Source organism: Curtobacterium subtropicum (assembly GCF_030362975.1).
Classification (GTDB): Bacteria; Actinomycetota; Actinomycetes; order Actinomycetales; family Microbacteriaceae; genus Curtobacterium; species Curtobacterium subtropicum.
Genome location: NZ_JAUCMM010000009.1, coordinates 26,842 through 43,588, shown reverse-complemented (window position 1 = coordinate 43,588; position 16,747 = coordinate 26,842). Strand labels below are relative to the sequence as shown.

The following is a 16,747-nucleotide window of genomic DNA, read 5'->3' as shown; positions in this document are numbered from 1 at the left end:
GGTGGCCGGGTCAGGCGGGCCAGGCGTCGCGCAGGGCCGCCGCGGCCTGATCGGCGGACAGCCCGGCCTCGCGCGCAGCGGCCACCAGGGCGTGCGCCGCCGTGGCGACGGCGTCGGGCACCTCGGCCGGGCGCACGACCCGCGTGCCGGCACCCCGAGCGGTGTGCACGAGCCCGGCCTCCTCGAGCAGCTGGTAGGCCTTCGCGACCGTGCCCGGGGCGAGCGAGAGCTCCTCGGCGAGGGCCCGCACGCTCGGCAGGCGCTCCCCGTCCACCAGGTAGCCGGCGGCGATCTGCGCCGCGATCTGCGAACGGACCTGCTCGAACGGCGGCACCCGGCCGCCCGCGTCGAGTGCCACGAGTCCCGTCATGCGATCCACCCTTGTGTCCTGTCCGTGTGCTCGTACCGGCGTGGTGTCAGAAGTCGTACTGCTCGCCGACCGGGATCGGCACGGCGACGGTGTTGCCCGGGGGCGCGAGGGGGCACGCCCACGCCGGGTCGTACGCGCACGAGGGGTTGTACGCGAAGTTGAAGTCGAGGACGAGTTCGCCGTCGTCACCGCCGAGGTCCGCACCCTTGATCGTGTCGAGCAGGTAGCGGCCGCCGCCGTACGTCCCACGGGCGCGGCCGGCGCTGGCGTCCTTCACCGGGACGAAGACCCCGCCCGCGTAGCCGCCGTGCGACCACACGTCGAGCGTCCCGATGCCCGGCAGTCGGACGACGCCGAGCCGGTCGAAGTGCACGATGCCGTCGGTGCCCGTCTCGACGTCCATCGCCTGCGGCTCGGCGGACTCGATGCGTGCCCGGAACCGCCACTCGGGGTCGTAGTCGGGGACCGGCAGCGCCTCGAAGTCGCGGGCGTCCTCGTCGAGCAGCGGACTGGCCGGGTGCTCGGCGAACATCGCGTCGCGCGTCTCGCGCCACATCGCGTGCGCGGTCTCGGGATCGGCCGTCGCCCGCACCCGTCGGTACAGGTCGAACGTCATCCGCCGCCAGTCCACGGTGGCGAGCGTGCTGTGCACGCGGTCCTGGGCCCTCGGCTCCTGCGTCTGGCTCACGAGGACGAGCGTACGCCCGGGGGCTCCGGACCCGTCAGCGACCGGCCGGTCCTGTGGACGGCGTCCTGCGCTCGTCGGCCGGCGGACGGCCGCGCGGGGCCCTGGCACACTGGTCGGACAGCGACCGACGAGGGGACGGACGACGTGGTGGGACGGGACAGCCGGAGCAGGGCGAGGACGAGCGGCCGGGCCTGGCCGCGAGCCGGTCGGACGGCGGTCGCCGCCGTCACCGGGACGGCACTCGTGGCGGTCCTGGCAGGGTGCACGGTCTCCACCTCGGCGAACCGGACGGTGTCACCGCCCGGCTTCGAGCGTGCGGTGGCCGACGCGCTCGAGCGCGAGGTCGGTCAGCGGCCGCTCGTCGACTGCGGCGAGGACCCGATCGACCTGGTCGAGGGGAACACCGTGCACTGCGAGATCGGTGCCGACGGCGACACCACCGTGTACGACTCCACGGTCGAGGTCGGCGACGTCGAGGGCACGGACTACTCGGTCCACGTGCAGGTGGACGAGCAGCCGAAGTCCTGACGGACGGTCCGCGTCAGCTACCGGGACGGCGCCAGGACGGCGCGAGCTGCCGCATCCGGAGCGCACGCCACTGCCAGATCACCCACATGCCCGGCCAGAGCGCGGCACCGAGGACCGCGGGACGCATCCGGTAGGTCAGCCGGTCGAGCAGCAGGGTCCGACCGTCCCCGAGGTCGACGGCGGCCATCCGGTGCCGCATGGTCATCCGGCCGAAGAGCCCCGAGGTACCACCCCCGTTGTCGCGCTGCACCGGGACACCGTCGACCTCGTACAGGTCGATGTCGACGTGTGTGTCGCCGCTCGGCACCACCCCGAACGCGTCGGCGGTGATCGGGTGCGGGACGCCGGGGGTCCAGCGCTCCGGCAGCCCCTCGGGCGACCGCGACCGGTAGACGAGGAACGGCTTCGTGACGGCGACCATCACCGAGGGCGACAGCAGGGCGTCGCGGACGGCGTCGACGGGTGCGTCGAGGACGATGCGGAGACCGACGTGCATGGCGCGGACGCTACGCCGAGGCTCTGGACGGGTGACGCGCCGACGGGGGACGGCCGAGGCGTCAGGCGTGCCGGGCGGCCCGGCGGCGAGCGCCCTCGGCGCGGTCCCGGGTGCGCAGCCGCTCGGTGAGCGACAGGCGCACGGTCGGCCACTCGGCGGCGGTGATCGAGAAGACCACGGTGTCGCGGAGCGTGCCGTCGCGGCCGATCGAGTGACTGCGGAGCACACCGTCCTGCTTCGCCCCGAGCGACGCGATCGCCGCCCGCGACTGCTGGTTGTGCCAGTGGGTCCGGAACTCCACCGCGATGCAGTCCCAGGCGTCGAACGCGTGCGAGAGCAGCAGCAGCTTCGCCTCGGTGTTGATCCCGCTCCGCTGCGCGGCACGCGCCAGGAACGTGTACCCGATCTCGACGCGACGGTTGGCGGTGTCGATGTTCGCGAAGGTGGTGGCCCCGACGACCCGACCGGTCGGACGGTCGCGGATCGCGAAGGGCACCATCCGTCCCGCCGCGTGCTCGCCGAGCCGTCGGTCGATCTCGGCCTCGACGCGATCGGGAGCCGGCACCGAGGTGTACCAGGTGCGCCAGAGGTCGCCGTCCGCCACCGCCGCCCGCAGGTCGTCCGCGTGCTCGGCAGCCAGGGGCTCGAGGGTGATGCGGTCGCCGGTCAGGGTGGGGACGGTGGCGATCTCCATGGTCACCGATCCTACGGTCGCCGGACCGACAGCGGGGTCGGCGGACGAGCCCCGCGCAGCGCGGTCCTGTGGGGACGATCAGGTGCGGACCGCGGTTATCGTGGAGCGGTGGCAGCACGCACCCAGGAGAAGTACCAGGTCCGGTTCGCGTGGGGGAATGCCGGTGCCGACCGCATCGCGCACGGCACGCACCTGGTGGTCTGGGCGGACGTGCTACCGGACCGGGCGCCGTCCGCCGCGCACCCGGGGCGCGGGGACGACCACGCAGCGCGCGCACGGGCCGCGGCAGCCCTGGTGCCGGACGGTCCGGAGGTGGTGCTCGGCCACCTGGGGAACGCGGCGGCGATCGCGGAGCGGGTGACGAGCCTCCAGGCCGAGCGCGGCGACCGGTGCGTCGTCGCCGTCGTCGCCGCCGGTCGCACCACCGGGGGCGCCGCGACCGTCGCGGACGCGGCCGGCGAGCCGAGCGACACCGCCGAGGTACCCGAGCCCGCGGTCGAGGACCTGCTCGCCGCCGGCGCGGTGGTCGACGCCCTCGTCACCGTCGGGATCGACCACACGTCGCCCGAGGCGGCCGCGGCCTGCGCGGCGTACACGGGACTCCGCCGTGCGGTGCAGCACCTCGTCAGCGCCGCCGAGGGCGCCGCGGACCTGGACCGCGAGACGGTGCACACGGCGCTCGCCGCGGGACCCGAGCTGGTCGTCCTGCGGGAATCCGGGGTCCGGGCGTAGCGTTCCGGATCGCACCAGGCGTCGCGAGGACGCCGCTGATCGCAAGGAGCACGTCATGAAGGCAGTCGTCGGCGACACCGTGATCGCGGAGGCTCCGCAGGAGGACCTCATCCAGATCGAGGGCAACTGGTACTTCCCGCCGTCGAGCGTGAAGCCGGAGTTCTTCTCGGAGAGCGACACCCAGTACCACTGCCCGTGGAAGGGCGACACGCAGTACTACACCGTCACGGTCGACGGCCAGGAGCTGCCGGACCGCGCCTGGACGTACCCGACGCCGATCCCGTCGTCGTTCGACCGGGTCGGCAAGGACTACTCGGGGTACTACGCCTTCTGGAAGGACGTCCGCGTCGTCGACTGACGGACCCGCGGCCCGGCCGACGGTGCCCGCCGGTTCAGGCGGCCCCGGTCAGGGTCAGCACCACGAGTGCCACGTTGAGGGCGACGATCACCAGCGCGATGACCCCCGCGACCACGCGGGTGGTCATCGCGTTGGCGTCTGCCCCCATGACGCTCCGCCGCGAGGTGTAGACCACGAGCGGCACGATCGCGAAGGCGATGCCGAAGCTCAGCACCACCTGGCTGAGCACGAGCAGCATCGTCGGGTCCGCGCCCACGGCGAGCAGCACCACGGCGGGCAGCAGCGTGACGAGCCGACGCACCACGAGCGGCACACGGACGTGCAGCAGCCCGTGCATGATCTCCGCACCGGCCATGCAGCCGACCGACGTCGAGGCCAGGCCGGACGCCAGCAGGCCCACCGCGAAGAGGACGCCGACGACCGGGCCGACGTTCGCCTCGATCGCGGCCTGCGCGCCGGGGATGGTGTCGGTGCCGGCGACCCCCGGCAGCGTGGCCGCGGCGAGCACGAGCATGCAGACGTTGACACCACCCGCGACGACGAGGGCCAGGGCGACGTCCCACCGCGTCGCGACGAGCACCCGGCGACGCTCCGGGCCGGCGGGGACGTCGCCGTGGCGGTCCCGGGCCAGGGCGGAGTGCAGGTAGACCGCGTGCGGCATCACCGTCGCGCCGAGCATCGACGCGGCGAGGAGGACCGACTGCGCGCCCTCGAAGCGGGGGACCAGGCCGCTGACCAGTTCGCCGGGGGAGACCTGCGCGGACAGCAGTCCGGCGCAGAAGCCGACCGTCAGGACGGCGAGCATGGTCGTCACCACGGCCTCGAAGGTGCGGGTGCCCCGACGGCTGTGCAGGAGCAGGATCGCCATCGACACGACGCCGGTGAGCACGCCGCCGACGACGAGCGGCAGGCCGAACAGCAGGTGGAGGGCCAGCGCGCCGCCGATGACCTCGGCGACGTCGGTGGCGGCGGCGACGACCTCCGCCTGCACCCAGAACAGGAGTCGGGGCGTGCGCCGCATGCGGAGGCCGAGGTGTTCCGGCAGCGATCGACCGGTGACGACCCCGAGCTTCGCCGACAGGTACTGGACCACGACGGCGCTGGCGTTCGCGGCGACGAGCACCCAGAGCAGCAGGTACCCGTACTGCGCGCCGGCGGTCAGGTTCGCCGCGACGTTGCCCGGGTCGACGTACGCGATCGCGGCGACGAACGCGGGGCCGAGCAGCGACGGGCCCGCGGCGCGGCGGCGTGGCCGACCGGGACCGGGTGCACCGGAACCGGCGTGTCCGGATCGACCGGGGTGGGCACGTCGAGCGGCGGCGGTGTCGGTCATGCCGACAGCCTGCCAGGTTTCGGTGTACCGAATCCACAGATTCGGGCTGGGGAAGTTCGCTCAGGCTGCGGCGCGCCGAGCTCGGTGCGCCCGCACCTTCGCCCGGTTGCCGCACCGCTGCATGGAGCACCACCGCCGGGTACCGCCACGTGAGGAGTCGTAGAACACGAGCCCGCAGTCGTCGGCCGAGCAGCGGCTCAGGCGGGTCGGCTGTCCGTCGGCGGCGACGTCGTCGAAGCCGACCTCGGTGAAGAGCGCCACGGCGTCCCGCGCCACGCTCGACAGGGCCTGGGCGAGGCGGACCCGATTCGCGCCCGCTCGGCGTCGGCCCCCGGGCAGGCTCGGTGGCACGTCCGGCAGCGCCGCGAACAGGTTCACGGTGTCGATGTCGTCCGGCGCCGGTCGTGTGCGGCCGGTCCCCGCGCGGAGTCCGACGGCGACGGCGGTCCGGGCAGCGGCGTCCGACGACCCGACCGGGGCCGGGGCCGGGGCCGCGGCGACGGCCAGTCGACCGATCGCGGAACGCAGGGCGCGGGCGTCCTGCAGCTCCCGTGCCGTGGCGCCGACGTCGATCGGTTCGGTGTGGTCGCTCAGCCACTCGTCCAGGTCGGCTGGCGTCACGAGGAGCTCCCCGAGCCGGGCGCGCGGGCGTCGGCCGTCGGGATCGTCCGCGAAGCCACCGGTGTGGGCGAAGTCGAGGGCGATCCGGCCGGCGTCGAAGAACCACGACGACCCGCTGTCCGTCCGGATGTGCTGCCCCGTGTGCATCCGTCCAGGCTAACGGCTCCCCGGCGCGCCTCCACGTGGCGGATCGATCATGCGGTAGCCGCGCGACGCTCCCAGGTGATGAGGTTGCGGCCGTCGAAGCGCCGCGAACACCGGGCACACGCCAGCGGTCGGGTGGGCGTGCGGTAGCGGAAGTGCTCGTGGCCCGCCGGGCAGGTGCCGACCCAGGGTGCGAGCTCGGACGCGACCGGCCCGTCGTACAGGCGGGACCCGGTGTAGCCGATGCTCGCGGCGGTGCGACGCCACACGGGGCCGTGTCCGGCGCGGGGACCGGCCAGCGCGTGAGCGACCTCGTGCAGCAGGACCTGGTCGACGTCCTCCTCCGACACCCTGCTGGCGATGTGCCGGCTCACCGTGATGCGTCGACGGCCGAAGTCGCACTGGCCGGCGCGGGTCTTCGCGTGGTCGAACGCGAAGGTCCACCCGCCCGGACCGAGGTGTGCTGCCAGGAGCTGCTCGGCCCGTGAACGGACCCACTCCGGAGTCGGACCGGAAGCAGCCGCGGACGCAGACTGCGCCGTCGTCACCGGCGGTCGGTGCCCGGCAGGTCGTCGGTCGGCTCGTCGCGCGGCGCCTGCCCCTTCTGCGCCGCCTTCGCCGCGATCCGGCCCCAGATGTCGTCGGCGTCGGTGCGTGCCGCGTCGGGGGCACCGAGCACGCGACGGCGGACCGGCGGGACCTGCTTCACCGGCTCGGCGACGCGGGTCGTCTGCGGCTCGTCGTCCTCGGCGCGGCGGGCGGCGACCTCGCGCGCGGTGCGGGGCTTGTCGCCGGTGGTCTTCGGCTGCGCGACCGAGGCCCGGAGCGCGGCCTCGACCGCGGTGCGGAGTGCCTCGGTGCGCTCCGACGGCGCCCCGGCCTGGCGGAAGGCCTGGTAGGCACGCGAGAGGGCCGAGCGGGCCTCGTCGAAGCGGGACAGCTCGAACAGTGACCAGCCCTCGAGCTCGGCGGCGGCGCCCTCGAGCTCCGGCCACTCCTCGGTCCGGGCGGTGTCCCGCGCCATGGCGGCCTCGGTGGCGGCGCGCTCGTGGCGACCGAGGTCGTGCAGCACGTGCGCGCGGCGGATGCGGGCGGCGACCTTGTCCGACCGCTCGCCGGTGAACATGGTCAGGCGGAAGACCTCCTCGGCGACGACGAGCGACTCGTCCAGCCGACCGAGCAGCCGGAGGAGCTCGGCGCGCTCGGCCAGGGCCTCGGTGCTGCGGCTCTGCCCGAGGTCGCGCAGCCGCTGCTGCACGGCGTCGGCGTCCACGGCGGGCCGCAGGCTGATCGGCGCGAAGGTGCTCCCCGGGCTCACACCCGCGGTGACCGGGGCGGAGTCACCCGGTGCGGCGTGACGGGGTTCCCGAGCGCGGTCGGCGCGGTCGGGCTGCTGGCTGTCGTCGGGCGGGAGGGACATCGGTTCGAGGGTAACCGGGGCGTCCCGTGAGCGAGCGGTGCCACGCGCACGGGGGGTGCGAGAACGCGGCAGGGTGCCCGGACGCGGCAGGGAACCCGGACACGGCAGGGCACCCGGACACGGAACAGCCCGCCCCGCTGCAGCGGGACGGGCCGTCGGGGGACGTGTGTCAGTTGCTGCCGGTGACCGCGGCGGCCGCCGCGACGGTGAGCGCGATGAACGTCGCGAAGGTGGCGACGACGGCGAGGATGATCGCGAGGACACCCCAGACCCGCCCCCGACCCGCGACCGCGGCGATGATGCCCTGCACCAGGGCCCAGAGGCCGAGGACGGCCGCGATGAGGACGATGATCCCGCCGCCGCCGATCTGGCTCATCGCGGACGGGTCGTTCATGAGCTGCTGCTGCAGCTGTTCCTGCTGCTGCGCCGTGCCTCCGCCGTCCCGCGCGATCTGCTCGAGTGCAGCGTTGCCGGCGAAGGCGGCACCCATCACGGCACCGCCGACGACGCCGAGCACGAGCGACAGGATGCCGAGCGCGAACGCGACGAGACCGACGGTCTTCTTCTTCCGCTTCGGCTCCTCGTACGACTGCCACGCCGGGCTGCCCGCGCTCGCCGGAGCCGAGGACGCCGCGTACGGCTGGTGCGAGCCCTGGTGCTCGCCCCAGGTCGGGGACTCGGGGCGCCCGTCACGCTGGTCGTACCCGCCGCGCTGGTCGCGCTCGCCGTACTGCGCCGACTGGCTGTACTGCTGCTGCCCGTACTGGTCGCGCTCGCCGTACTGCTGCTGCTGGCCGTACTGCGGCTGACCCTGGTCGCGCTCGCCGTACCGCGGCGCCGAGCCCGGCGCCGGATCGACGCGCTCGCCGTAGCGGGGCGCGTCGTGTCGGTCGTGCTGCGGTGCACTGCCCCACACCGGTGCGTTGCCGTCGCCCGTCCGGTCCTCGTTGCTCCGGTCGTCGTTCGTCATCAGGGGACTCCCTCGGTCGGTCGCGCAGCTGCGCGGTCGTTGTCCCCCATCCTGGCAGCCGGACGCCCGACGTGTTCAGGGGGACACGGTGCTCCTGTACCCGTTCCGCGGCCTGGAGGCGCGGTGCCGGACCGGCACCGCGCCTCCCGTCCGGTGGGTGGTCGCGCGCGACCGCGGGGTCAGCCGCCGAAGACGCTGCGGTTCGGCTCGGGGGACGCGACCGCGGTCGCGTCGGTGACGATGGGTGCCCCCGCCGTGAAGGCGCGGAGCTCCTGCCCGTGCACCACCTTGGCCGGCATCGGATCGGAGGAGTACCGCCGCGGCATGTCCGCCACGGGCAGGTCGGTCCTCGATCCCAGCAGCACGATGTTCCCGAAGCGCCGCCCCTTCAGCATGCCGGTGTCGGCGACCGCGGCGACCGACGGCAGCACCGCCTGCAGGGTCGATGCCTGCCCGCGCGCGAACGCCAGTCCGGCTCCGTCGGCGACGTTGACGGCGACGATGCCGGTGGGGGAGAGGAACTCGGCGACCGAGCGGTAGAACTCGACGCTCGTCACGTGTGCGGGGATCTGCGAGCCGCCGAACACGTCGACGACCGCCAGGTCCACGGTGCCGCGGAGTCCGGCCGGCAGCTTGCCGAGGACCTCACGGGCGTCCCCGTACCGCACGCGGATCGACGCACCGCGGGGGAAGGGGAGCACCTCGCGCACGTGCTCGACCAGGTCCCGCTCCAGCTCGACGACCTGCTGCCGCGAACCCGGACGGGTGACGGCGACGTAGCGGGGCAGGGTCAGCGCACCCGCGCCGAGGTGCAGCGCCGTGATCGGACCCTCCGGCAGCAGGTCGATCGCGTGCCCGATGCGCCGGATGTACTCGAACGCCAGGTGGGTCGGGTCCTCGAGGTCGACGTGCGACTGCGGCGTGCCGTCCACCACGAGCGTGAAGGACCCGGGGCGGTGCCGGTCCGGCTCGACCGACGCCCAGCCCGCACCGATCCGGAACCCGTCGAACGCATCAGCCATGCGTCCATGGAACACCACCGTGATCCCCACCCCGACCACCACCCGTGGGTGGTGTGCCGCCGACCGCCGGCTCGCGAGGCTGGGAGCACCGGTCGGGGACCCCCGCCGGACACCTCGATGGAAGGCACACCGTGTCCACCCAGCTCATCGCGAACGCCGTCATCGGCCTCGTCCTCGTCGGCTTCCTGGCGTACCGGCAGGCGACCTGGCGGGCGTTCGACCCGGCACGCGTCTGGCGCACCCCGCTCGTCCTCGGCGTCGTGGGCGTCGTGGTGCTGGCGCAGTCCTCGGCCGCCGTCACGTCGCTCGACGTCCTGCTCCTCGGGGTCGAGGCCCTGCTCGCGGTCGCGGTCGGTCTGGCCATGGGGACGATGACCCGCTTCCGCACGGCACCGACCCCGGACGACCACGGCCGGACGCTCCAGTCACGCACCGGCTGGGCGGGCGCCGGGCTGTGGCTGCTCATGATCGCCGTCCGCGTCGGTCTCGACGTCGTCGGCGGGCACCTCGGCGCACACCTGCTCACCTCGACCGGGGCGATCCTGCTCGTCCTGGCGCTGAACCGGGCCGCGCGGGCCCTGGTCGTCGACCAGCGGATGCCGCGCGCCGCCAGCGGCATGATGGTCCGGTGAGCAGCAGTCCGGACCCGGTGCGCACCGCTGCCGCGCGGGACGACCTCGTGCGCGGCCGGTCCGGCTCGGTGACCACCAGGGCGCTCAACCTGCTCGGCGTCCTCGTGGTCACCTACTGGTCCGTGCGCACCGGGACGGCCACCGGGCAGCCCGCGTGGGTGTGGGCGGTCGGGACCGTGGCGCTCGCCGCCTGGGTGCTCCGGGTCGCAGCCCGACGGGAGCGCGTGCTGCTCGTCGCAGCCTGGGTCATGGTCGTCGCCGGCGCGGCCGTCGTCGTCGCCACGGGTGCGGTGGCGGTCGCGGTGCCGCTCGTGGGCGTCGTCGTCCTCTCGGCGAGTGCGTTGCAGCCCCCGTGGGCAGGACCCGTCGCCGCGGTCGTGGCGCTGGTCGAGGTCGCGGCCACCGCGGTGCCGACCGGCGTGCCGGTCACGCTCGTGCTCGGCTCCGGCGGCGGACTCCTCCTGGCGGCCGTGGTCGGGTTCAGCCGCCGGCAGGCCCGCCTGGTCGAGGACCGAACCCGGCAGGCCGAGGCCGAGCAGCAGCGCGCCGAGCTGCTGGCGGACCGGTCGCGCGCGGCCCGCGAGGTCCACGACGTGCTCGCCCACTCGCTCGGTGGCCTGGTCCTGCAGCTCGACGCCGTCGAGGCGCTGCTCGAGGCGGGGCGTGTCGACGAGGCAGCGCGTCGTGCCGGCGCCGCGCGGGCCCTCGCGGCGTCGGGGCTCGCCGAGGCCCGTCGTGCGGTGTACGCGCTCCGCGACGACACGGCGGTGCCGACGTCGCAGCCGGCGGACCTGGCGGGGCTGGTCGACGCCCACCGCGCCTTCGGCGGGGTGCTCACCACGCGCGGTGACCTGGGTCTGCCGTCGGTCGGTGCGGCGCACCGTGCCGTCGTGGTCGCGGCCGCCCGGGAGGCGCTGAGCAACGCCCGCCGACACGCCCCCGGCCGCCCCGTGGAGCTGTCCGTCCGCGCGGCCGGCCCGACGGTCGACGTGACGGTCACGAACGCGCTCGACCCCGCTCTCGACCCCGCGGGTGCCGGGGCGGGACTCGGTCTCGTGGGGATGCGGGAGCGGTTCGCGGAGCTCGGCGACGACTCGTCCGTCGCCGCCGGTGTCGAGGGTGGTTCGTTCGTGGTGGCGATGCGCGTGCCGACGACCGGGGCGGCGGAGGAACGGGCATGACGATCCGGGTGCTCGTGGTGGACGACCAGGCGATCGTGCGGGACGGCCTGGTGACGGTGCTGTCGCTGGAGCCCGACCTCGAGGTCGTCGGCGAGGCCGCTGACGGCGCAGCGGCGATCGCGATGGTGGACGACGACCCGCCGGACGTCGTGCTGATGGACCTGCGGATGCCGGGGACCGACGGCCCGACCGCCACCGCGGCGATCACGGCCGCGCACCCGGGGGTCGCCGTGCTCGTGCTCACGACCTACGCCGACGACGCCTCGATCGTCGGCGCGCTGCGGGCCGGGGCGCGCGGGTACCTGACGAAGGACGCGGGCCGACGGGAGCTCGCGACCGCCGTGCGCGCCGTGGCCTCGGGACAGGCGACGTTCGACGCCGGGGTCGGGGCGCGGCTCGTCGCGCAGCTCGGTGCGGCCCCGGCGACGCAGACCGTGCCCGACGGGGTGCCGGAGCGTCCGCCCGCGCCGGCACCCCGCACGGTCCGTGACCGCTTCCCGGAGCTCACGCCGCGGGAGGCCGACGTGCTCGAACGGATCGCCGCCGGGCGGACGAACCCGGAGATCGCCGCCGAGCTCTTCCTGACCGTGCCGACCGTCAAGTCCTACGTGAACCAGGTCTTCGCGAAGCTCGGGGTCCGCACCCGTGCCGAGGCCGTCGCCCGCGTCCTGCGCTGATCGGCGGTGCTGATCGAGCGGCGCTGATCGACCGTGGCGCTGATCGGACGGCGGTCCCCGGCGACCAGCCGACGTCAAGGACGGTGCCGTACCGTTCCGGGGGTCGTCACCCGACAGGTGTCGAGTGCCCGGCCGCAAGGTCGAGACGCTCCACCCGTCGACGTGACCACGACGTGGACCGGACCGGCCCCGCGCGACCCCCACCGCGCCCGGGCGGCCGACCCGTCGTCGGCGTGCCCGCACCCCCACCGCTCGACCCCGGCACGCCGCCCTCCGGCGTGCGACGGCGCACGGCACGACGCGTGCGCCGACCGACGGTCCCGTGCGCCCGCGGCTGCGACACGACCCACGACTCCACCGGGAGACCGCGATGACCGACACCCTCAGCCTGCCCACCCTCCGACCGGGCTCCCCGGCCCGACCCGCGCGGACGGACCGACCCGGCCGCGCGTCCCGGGCCGGCCGCGCCCTGCCGGTGGTGCACCTGCCCGCGCGCCTGCACCGTGCCTCCCGGCCGGTGGTGGCGGACGGTGAGCGCGCTCCCCGCTGGATGCGCGCGGTCGGTGCCGTGCTGCTGCTCGGCGGGGGCGCGCTGACGGCGGCCGTGCTCGGCTGGCCGGGGGACGCGCCGGAGGTCGCGCTGCTGCTGCCGGGCGTGGTCGCCCTCGTCGCCGGAGCCCTGCTGCTGCTCGCGCGGACCGGCGTCGCGGTCACCGACACCGACGTGGTGCTGCACTTCCGACCGCTGCCGGCGCGCCGCATCGTCCGGCACCGGATCGCGGACGTCACGGTCGTCGAGGCGGACGCGCGCACCTTCGGCGGGGTGGGGCTGCGCCTGGGCCGTGGCGTGCGGGCGCTCCTGCTCACCCCTGGTCGGGGCCTGCGGATCACGGACGACCGGGGTCGGGTGACCTTCGTGCGGGCCGAGCACCCGGAGGAGCTGCTGCGCGCGCTCGTGGACTGACGCGGTCGCCGCTCTCGCTGCCGCTCCCGCTGCCGCTGCCGCTCCCGCTGTCGCTGCGGGCGATGCGAGGAATCTCGGGGCGGGCTGCGTGCTTATACACGCCATCGCCGAATCCGGTCAAGCCAGGACTGGACAGCGCGCGCCGGGGCGACCTATGATGACAGTTCGCGCTCCCTGGCATTCGTGTGTCGTCATATTGCGGTCGAACACGCGCCCTGGTGCAGCCGGTCCCGTATATGGCGGCGGGTCCCGCTCACCGATCATCCCACAGGTCCTCGACGGTCGTTGTCGTCGTGCGTTCCGTGTCGGTGGTCCCGGGGTCGCGCCGAGCGATCAATCCACTCACCTACGTGCTGCTCGTCAGTACCGGCCCGACGGGGCCTACCGGAGGTCACACCCTTGGCTGCTGCGCCCAACGCATCCACCAACCCCAAGAACGGTCGCAACCACTCGCGACTCTCGTTCGCCAAGATCACGGACACCCTCACGGTGCCGGATCTGCTCGCCCTCCAGACGGAGAGCTTCGACTGGCTCGTCGGCAACGACGTCTGGAAGGCCCGCCTCGCCGAAGGACAGGAGCAGGGTCGCACCGACCTCGCGCTGCACTCCGGCCTCGAGGAGATCTTCGAGGAGATCTCCCCGATCGAGGACCTCGGCGAGACCATGCAGCTCTCGTTCACGTCCCCGGAGCTCGAGGACCCGAAGTACTCCATCGACGAGTGCAAGGAACGTGGCAAGACCTACGCCGCGCCGCTGTACGTCAACGCCGAGTTCATGAACCACATGACCGGTGAGATCAAGACGCAGACCGTCTTCATGGGCGACTTCCCGCTCATGACCGAGCGCGGCACGTTCATCATCAACGGCACCGAGCGCGTCGTCGTCTCGCAGCTCGTCCGCTCGCCGGGCGTGTACTTCGAGCGCCAGCAGGAGAAGACGTCCGACAAGGACATCTACTCCGCCCGCGTCATCCCCTCGCGTGGTGCCTGGCTCGAGTTCGAGATCGACAAGCGCGACCAGGTGGGCGTGCGCATCGACCGCAAGCGCAAGCAGTCCGTGACCGTCTTCCTCAAGGCCCTCGGCCTGACGAGCGAGGAGATCATGGAGGAGTTCCAGGGCTTCGCCTCGATCGAGTCGACCCTCGAGAAGGACGCCGTCCTCACCAAGGAAGAGGCGCTCAAGGACATCTACCGCAAGCTGCGTCCGGGCGAGCAGGTCGCCGCCGAGGCCGCGCGTGCGCTCCTCGACAACTTCTACTTCAACCCGAAGCGCTACGACCTCGCCAAGGTGGGTCGCTACAAGCTGAACCGCAAGCTCGGCATCGACGCGCAGCTCTCGGACTCGGTGCTGACCGTGCAGGACATCGTCCGCACCATCAAGTACCTCGTCTCGCTGCACGCCGAGAAGACGACGCTGAACGGTGTCCGCGACGGCGAGCCCGTCCAGCTGCGCCTCGACGTGGACGACATCGACCACTTCGGCAACCGTCGCATCCGCGCCGTCGGCGAGCTCATCCAGAACCAGGTCCGCACGGGTCTGTCCCGCATGGAGCGCGTCGTCCGCGAGCGCATGACCACGCAGGACATCGAGGCGATCACCCCGCAGACCCTGATCAACGTGCGACCCGTCGTCGCCGCGATCAAGGAGTTCTTCGGCACCTCGCAGCTGTCGCAGTTCATGGACCAGAACAACCCGCTCGCGGGTCTGACGCACAAGCGTCGCCTGTCGGCCCTCGGCCCGGGTGGTCTGTCCCGTGAGCGTGCCGGCGTCGAGGTCCGCGACGTCCACCCGTCGCACTACGGCCGCATGTGCCCGATCGAGACCCCGGAAGGCCCGAACATCGGCCTGATCGGCTCGCTCGCGTCGTTCGGTCGGATCAACTCGTTCGGCTTCATCGAGACGCCGTACCGCCGCGTCGTGAACGGTCAGGTCACCACGACCATCGACTACCTCACGGCATCGGAGGAGGACGACTTCGTCGTCGCCCAGGCCAACGCGCCGCTGACCGACGACTTCCACTTCCAGGACGACAAGGTGCTCGTCCGGAAGAAGGGCGGCGAGGTCGAGCTCGTCGGCAAGGACGAGGTCGACTACATGGACGTCTCGCCGCGCCAGATGGTGTCGGTCGCGACCTCGCTCATCCCGTTCCTCGAGCACGACGACGCGAACCGCGCCCTCATGGGTGCGAACATGCAGCGTCAGGCCGTCCCGCTGCTCCGTTCCGAGTCGCCGCTCGTCGGCACCGGCATGGAGGGCTACACCGCGATCGACGCCGGTGACGTCGTCACCGCCGACAAGGCCGGTGTGGTCTCCGAGGTCTCGGCCGACGCCGTGACCCTGCAGCTCGACGAGGGCGGCACGCAGACCTACTACCTGCGCAAGTTCGACCGCTCGAACCAGGGCACGAGCTACAACCACCGCGTCATCGTCTCCGCAGGCGAGCGCGTGGAGCAGGGCGAGGTCATCGCCGACGGCCCCGCGACGGAGAACGGCGAGCTCGCGCTCGGCAAGAACCTCCTCGTCGCGTTCATGCCGTGGGAGGGCTACAACTACGAGGACGCGATGATCCTGTCGCAGAACCTCGTGAAGGACGACACGCTCTCCTCGATCCACATCGAGGAGTACGAGGTCGACGCCCGCGACACGAAGCTCGGCAAGGAGGAGATCACCCGCGACCTCCCGAACGTCAGCCCGGACCTCCTGGCCGACCTCGACGAGCGCGGCATCATCCGCATCGGCGCCGAGGTCCGCCCCGGCGACATCCTGGTCGGCAAGGTCACGCCGAAGGGCGAGACCGAGCTCTCGGCCGAGGAGCGCCTCCTCCGCGCGATCTTCAACGAGAAGTCGCGCGAGGTGCGCGACACCTCGCTGAAGGTGCCCCACGGTGAAGAGGGCACGATCATCGGCGTCAAGGTGTTCGACGCGCAGGACGGCGACGACGAGCTCGGCTCGGGCGTCAACCAGCGCGTGGTCGTCTACATCGCCCAGAAGCGCAAGATCACCGCGGGTGACAAGCTCGCCGGTCGTCACGGCAACAAGGGCGTCATCTCGACGATCCTGCCGGTCGAGGACATGCCGTTCCTCGCGGACGGCACCCCGGTCGACATCGTGCTCAACCCGCTCGGCGTCCCCGGCCGCATGAACTTCGGCCAGGTCCTCGAGATCCACCTCGGGTGGCTCGCGAAGCAGGGCTGGAACGTCGAGGGCATCCAGGAGTGGGCATCGGCCCTGCCGGAGGCAGCGCACAGCGCGGCGCCCGGCACGAAGGTCGCCACCCCGGTGTTCGACGGTGCGTACGAGCGCGAGATCGAGGGGCTCCTCGACTCGACGCTCCCGAACCGCGACGGCGAGCGCCTGATCGGTTCCTCCGGCAAGGCGCAGCTCTTCGACGGCCGCTCCGGCGAGCCGTTCCCGGAGCCCGTCTCGGTCGGCTACATGTACATCCTCAAGCTGCACCACCTGGTCGACGACAAGATCCACGCCCGTTCGACCGGTCCGTACTCGATGATCACGCAGCAGCCGCTGGGTGGTAAGGCGCAGTTCGGTGGACAGCGGTTCGGTGAGATGGAGGTGTGGGCGCTCGAAGCGTACGGCGCCGCCTACGCCCTCCAGGAGCTCCTGACGATCAAGTCCGACGACATCCTCGGCCGCGTGAAGGTCTACGAGGCGATCGTCAAGGGCGAGAACATCCAGGAGCCCGGCATCCCCGAGTCGTTCAAGGTCCTCATGAAGGAGATGCAGTCGCTCTGCCTGAACGTCGAGGTCCTCTCGGCCGACGGCCAGGCGGTCAGCCTCCGCGACACGGACGACGAGGTCTTCCGTGCCGCTGAAGAGCTCGGCATCAACATCTCCTCGCGGTTCGAGTCGTCGTCCGTCGACGACATCTGAGCCGGCCCGTACCGAACACGTTTCGAACT

18 protein-coding genes are annotated in these 16,747 nt (G+C 73.0%); 8 read left to right on the top strand and 10 right to left on the bottom strand.

All coding sequences use genetic code 11. From position 1 onward, the window contains the following. Window positions 1-10: 10 nt before the first annotated feature. Together QUG98_RS12675 and QUG98_RS12670 are read right to left on the bottom strand one after the other, a co-directional pair. Window positions 11-370: a GntR family transcriptional regulator gene (locus tag QUG98_RS12675; RefSeq protein WP_289470880.1), complete on the bottom strand. Its 360-nt coding sequence runs from the start codon at window positions 368-370 to the stop codon at window positions 11-13. 46 nt (window positions 371-416) lie between these two features. Then, window positions 417-986 carry a DUF1684 domain-containing protein gene (locus QUG98_RS12670; RefSeq protein WP_289470969.1) on the bottom strand — a complete coding sequence of 190 codons (570 nt, stop codon included), beginning with the start codon at window positions 984-986 and terminating at the stop codon, window positions 417-419. A 315-nt stretch (window positions 987-1,301) separates the two neighbouring features. On the opposite strand from QUG98_RS12670, the gene QUG98_RS12665 reads away from it, so the two are divergent. Next, entirely contained in the window at window positions 1,302-1,586 is a 285-nt protein-coding gene (locus QUG98_RS12665; protein ID WP_289470879.1) for a DUF4333 domain-containing protein, read from the top strand. Between the two features lie 13 nt (window positions 1,587-1,599). Here the strand turns inward: QUG98_RS12665 and QUG98_RS12660 are convergent, their stop codons facing one another. Together QUG98_RS12660 and QUG98_RS12655 are read right to left on the bottom strand one after the other, a co-directional pair. Further along, a complete protein-coding gene (locus QUG98_RS12660) occupies window positions 1,600-2,082 on the bottom strand; it encodes a hypothetical protein (RefSeq protein WP_289470878.1) in 483 nt (160 codons plus the stop codon). A 61-nt stretch (window positions 2,083-2,143) separates the two neighbouring features. Continuing rightward, window positions 2,144-2,776: a GNAT family N-acetyltransferase gene (locus tag QUG98_RS12655; RefSeq protein WP_289470877.1), complete on the bottom strand. Its 633-nt coding sequence runs from the start codon at window positions 2,774-2,776 to the stop codon at window positions 2,144-2,146. A gap of 108 nt (window positions 2,777-2,884) precedes the next feature. Between QUG98_RS12655 and QUG98_RS12650 the strand changes: the two genes are divergently transcribed. Beyond that, on the top strand, window positions 2,885-3,508 hold the full coding sequence (locus QUG98_RS12650) for a hypothetical protein (protein WP_289470875.1): 624 nt from the start codon (window positions 2,885-2,887) through the stop codon (window positions 3,506-3,508). 55 nt (window positions 3,509-3,563) lie between these two features. Further along, entirely contained in the window at window positions 3,564-3,866 is a 303-nt protein-coding gene (locus QUG98_RS12645; protein WP_058729567.1) for a DUF427 domain-containing protein, read from the top strand. A gap of 34 nt (window positions 3,867-3,900) precedes the next feature. Here QUG98_RS12645 and QUG98_RS12640 read toward each other — a convergent pair whose 3' ends face one another. The 6 genes from QUG98_RS12640 to QUG98_RS12615 all read right to left on the bottom strand — a co-directional run bounded on the left by QUG98_RS12640 (window position 3,901) and on the right by QUG98_RS12615 (window position 9,376). Then, complete coding sequence (locus QUG98_RS12640; RefSeq protein ID WP_289470874.1) at window positions 3,901-5,199, bottom strand: Nramp family divalent metal transporter; 1,299 nt, start codon at window positions 5,197-5,199, stop codon at window positions 3,901-3,903. 60 nt (window positions 5,200-5,259) lie between these two features. Beyond that, a complete protein-coding gene (locus QUG98_RS12635) occupies window positions 5,260-5,967 on the bottom strand; it encodes a CGNR zinc finger domain-containing protein (RefSeq protein WP_289470872.1) in 708 nt (235 codons plus the stop codon). A gap of 47 nt (window positions 5,968-6,014) precedes the next feature. After that, entirely contained in the window at window positions 6,015-6,512 is a 498-nt protein-coding gene (locus tag QUG98_RS12630) for a SprT-like domain-containing protein (protein ID WP_289470871.1), read from the bottom strand. Beyond that, complete coding sequence (locus tag QUG98_RS12625; RefSeq protein WP_289470870.1) at window positions 6,509-7,384, bottom strand: hypothetical protein; 876 nt, start codon at window positions 7,382-7,384, stop codon at window positions 6,509-6,511. The genes QUG98_RS12630 and QUG98_RS12625 overlap by 4 nt, the downstream gene beginning before the upstream one ends. A gap of 169 nt (window positions 7,385-7,553) precedes the next feature. Beyond that, entirely contained in the window at window positions 7,554-8,354 is an 801-nt protein-coding gene (locus QUG98_RS12620; RefSeq protein WP_289470869.1) for a DUF4064 domain-containing protein, read from the bottom strand. 179 nt (window positions 8,355-8,533) lie between these two features. Then, on the bottom strand, window positions 8,534-9,376 hold the full coding sequence (locus QUG98_RS12615) for a spermidine synthase (protein WP_066657081.1): 843 nt from the start codon (window positions 9,374-9,376) through the stop codon (window positions 8,534-8,536). A 131-nt stretch (window positions 9,377-9,507) separates the two neighbouring features. Here QUG98_RS12615 and QUG98_RS12610 point away from each other — a divergent pair, with 131 nt between their 5' ends. From QUG98_RS12610 to rpoB, 5 genes are all read left to right on the top strand, one after another. Further along, window positions 9,508-10,008: a hypothetical protein gene (locus tag QUG98_RS12610; RefSeq protein WP_289470868.1), complete on the top strand. Its 501-nt coding sequence runs from the start codon at window positions 9,508-9,510 to the stop codon at window positions 10,006-10,008. Further along, window positions 10,005-11,189, top strand: coding sequence for a histidine kinase (locus tag QUG98_RS12605; protein WP_289470867.1), 1,185 nt, complete (start codon window positions 10,005-10,007; stop codon window positions 11,187-11,189). Before QUG98_RS12610 ends, QUG98_RS12605 begins: the two co-directional genes overlap by 4 nt. Continuing rightward, a complete protein-coding gene (locus QUG98_RS12600; RefSeq protein WP_289470866.1) occupies window positions 11,186-11,866 on the top strand; it encodes a response regulator transcription factor in 681 nt (226 codons plus the stop codon). Before QUG98_RS12605 ends, QUG98_RS12600 begins: the two co-directional genes overlap by 4 nt. Before the next feature lie 370 nt (window positions 11,867-12,236). Next, window positions 12,237-12,830: a hypothetical protein gene (locus tag QUG98_RS12595; protein WP_289470865.1), complete on the top strand. Its 594-nt coding sequence runs from the start codon at window positions 12,237-12,239 to the stop codon at window positions 12,828-12,830. Window positions 12,831-13,229: 399 nt separating this feature from the next. Beyond that, window positions 13,230-16,718 carry a DNA-directed RNA polymerase subunit beta gene (gene rpoB, locus QUG98_RS12590; protein WP_289470864.1) on the top strand — a complete coding sequence of 1,163 codons (3,489 nt, stop codon included), beginning with the start codon at window positions 13,230-13,232 and terminating at the stop codon, window positions 16,716-16,718. Window positions 16,719-16,747 lie beyond the last annotated feature (29 nt).